Source organism: Acidovorax sp. KPB24-03 (genome assembly GCF_057546605.1).
This window is the reverse complement of the sequence record NZ_BAAJYR010000395.1, coordinates 1-3237: the sequence shown is the minus strand read 5'-3', so window position 1 is coordinate 3237 and position 3237 is coordinate 1. Positions and strand designations below refer to the sequence as shown.

At 70.9% G+C, this 3237-nt stretch carries 1 protein-coding gene and 1 pseudogene; both read left to right on the top strand.

All coding sequences use genetic code 11. From position 1 onward, the window contains the following. Positions 1-63: 63 nt before the first annotated feature. A pseudogene (locus AC27KI_RS21530) lies at positions 64-927 on the top strand (ABC transporter substrate-binding protein); the annotation flags it as partial. Positions 928-1240: 313 nt separating this feature from the next. Further along, on the top strand, positions 1241-3237 hold a 1997-nt coding region (locus AC27KI_RS21525; protein WP_487115744.1), incomplete at its 3' end, for an ATP-binding protein.

Here is a 3237-nt window from a genome sequence, read left to right as displayed (position 1 = left end):
CCGCAGCGAGCCGGCGGGCGTGGAGGTGTTCCACTGGTGGGTGGGGGGGGCGAGCGCGCCAGCATGGACGCGATCCGCGACTTCACGCGCCAGCGGGGCCTGGCCTGGAAGGAAGACTTCTCGCCCGGCAGCGGCACCGCGCGCTACACCGACGTGCTGGCGGCCCGCGTGCGCGCGGGGCGGGTGCCCACCGCCGCGCAGATGATCGGCTACGAGATCCACGAATGGGCGCGGCGCGGGCTGCTGGACAACCTGAACGACGTCGCCGCGCGCGAGGAATGGGACGAGGTCGTCCCCAACGAGATCCAGCAGCTCTCCAAATGGCAGGGCCAGTGGGTGGCGGCCCCGTTCAACGCGCATTCCACCAATTGGCTCTGGGTCAACCAGTCCCTGGCGCGCCGGCTGGGAGCCGCCGCGCCGCCCGACACCTGGGACGACCTGATCGCCCTGCTGGACCGGGCCCGCGCCGCCGGCATCCAGCCGCTGGCCATCGGCAAGGAAGCGTGGGAACACACGCTGCTGTTCGAATCGGTCGCGGCCGGCACCGGCGGCGCGGCGTTCTACCGGCGCGCCTTTCTCGACCTGGACCCGACCGCGCTCGACGCCCCGGTCACCACCGTGATCTTCGAGCGCATGCGGCAACTGGCCCGGTACCTGGACGCGGGCTTCATGCGCCGCCGCTGGGACCAGGCCACCGACCTCGTCGCCGGCGGGCAGGCCCTCCTGCAGGTGCAGGGGAGCTGGGTGGACGGCGAGTTCAAGGTGCGTGGCATGCTGCCCGACCGCGACTACCAGTGCTGGCGCTTTCCCGACACCCAGGGCATGTACCTTTTCAACAGCGACCAGTTCGTCTTTTTCAAGCAGCCCGCACGCCAGCGCGCGGCGCAGGAGCGCTTCGCCTCCATCCTCATGGACCCGGACCTGCAGGTGGCCGTGAACGTGCGCACCGGCGCGGCGCCCGCGCGCGTGGACGTGCAGCAGGCCCCGTTCAACCGCTGCGGCCAGGGCGCCATCATCGACCTGCGCGGCGCCAACATGCGCCGCACCCTCATGGGCTCCATCGCCATGGGCAATGCCCATCCCTCCGCGGTAAAGGCCGCCGTCTACGACGTGGTCACCCGCCACCTGCAGGGGCGGCTGGACACACCCGGCGCCGTGGCGCGCTGCGCGCGGCCATCGCCCGCAAGCCCTGACCCCCACCCGCACGCCGCTTTTGCGCCCACCCTTCCACGGAGCGACCATGTCCTTGTCCCGGTATGTCCTGCGGTCCTTCTCCCACCTGCCGCTCACCGCGAAGATCGTCTTTCTCGTGGGCCTGATGGGTGTCATCTCCACGGCATCGATGCTCTACGCCACCAGCAAGATGCGCGGCATCGACCAGCAGTACAACGCGCTGATCGAGCGCGAGGCGCAGAGCGCGCTGCACATCGGCGATGCCGCCCTGCTGCTGAGTGAATCGAGCCGCCTCGTGTATGCCGTGCTGACCGAGCAGGACGAGGCCACCATGCGCGCCGCCCTGACCCGCCTGGCCCAGCTGCAGGCCCAGTTCAACCAGCAGATCGACACCACCGAAGCCCTGGTGCCCGCCAATGCCGCGCAGCTGCAGTCCATCCGCCAGCGCGCTACGGCGGCCTTCGCGCTGGCCGCGCGCATCGTCGACGCCGCATCGCGCTGGCGTGGCGACCGGGCACTGCAGATCATCCACGGCGAGTTCGAGCCCGCCCTGCGCGCGCTGCAGCGGGACATGAACCAGCAGCGCAACTACTCCGTCACGCAGTTCCAGGAATCGTCCGTGCGGCTCGGACAGGTCACGCGCGACACCATCCTGACCACCGCGCTGGCCGTGGGCATCGGCCTGGCCCTGGTGATCGCGCTGTCGTCCTGGGTGGCCGTCTTCCAGATCTCCCGCCCCATCCTGCGGCTCACGCGGCACATGGAGCGGCTCACCGACCGCGAATACGACGACACCGTCACCGGCACCGAGCGGCGCGACGAAGTGGGCACCATGGCCAAGGCGCTGCAGGTGTTCAAGGAAAGCATGCAGCGCGCCGACCGCCTGGCGATCGAGGTGGCCGCGAGCGCCGAGGCGCGCCGCCTGTCCGAGCAGCTCGTGGACCTGACCGGCGCCATCCCGGGCGCCGTGTTCCAGATGCATGTGCGCCCCGATGGCTGGCAGCGCTTTCTCTTCGTGAGCGACAAGGCCGCCGAACTGCAGGGCCGCCCCGCGCACGAACTGCTGCGCCTGGAAGGCCCCGTCGAGCAGACCTACGGCCTGCCGCCGTCCGGGCAGGACGCGCTGCGCGAGCGCTTCGAGCACAGCCTGCGCACCTTGCAGCCGCTGGACTTCGACGTCGAGGTGGCGCACGGCGACCGCACGCGGTGGCTCAAGACCCTGGCCACCGCGCGGCGCCTGCCCGATGGCGCCGTGCTGTTCAACGGCGTGTGGCTGGACGTCACCGAGCAGAAGAACCAGGCCCGCGCGCTGGCCCAGGCCGCCGAAGAGAAGGCCACCTTCCTGGCCGTGATGAGCCACGAGATCCGCACCCCGCTGAATGCCATCCTGGGCCTGGCCCAGCTCGCGCTCAAGGACGAGGCCCTGGCCCCGCCGCAGCGCGAGCGCATGGACCAGATGTACCGCGCCGGCCGCCGGCTGCTGGGCATCGTCAACGACACGCTCGACTTCTCCAAGATCGACGGCGGCCACCTCGTGCTGGAAACCGTGCCGTTCGAGCTGCCCACCCTGCTGGCCGACCTGTCGGAACTGTTCGACGACAAGGCCAAGGCCAAGGGCCTGCGCTTTCACGTGGCAGTGGCCGAGGGCGTGCCACCCTACCTGCTGGGCGATCCGCACCGCATCGGGCAGGTGCTGGTCAACTTCGTGAACAACGCCATCAAGTTCACCGAAGCGGGCGAAGTCGCCGTGACCGTGTCGGTGCACGCCGCCACGCCGGCCGACGACGGCCCGCATGCCGAAGGCGTGGGCGCGCAAGACGACCTGGTGCTGCACTGCGCCGTGCGCGACACCGGCATCGGCCTCACCGCCGAGCAGCAATCCCACCTCTTCCAGGCCTTCCACCAGGCCGACGCCACCATCACCCGCCGCTTCGGCGGCACGGGCCTGGGCCTGGCCATCTCGCGGCAACTGGCCCTGCTGATGGGGGGCGATGCCGGCGTGCACAGCGCGCCCGGCGCGGGCAGCACCTTCTGGTTCACCGCCCGCGTGCAGCGCAGCGCGCG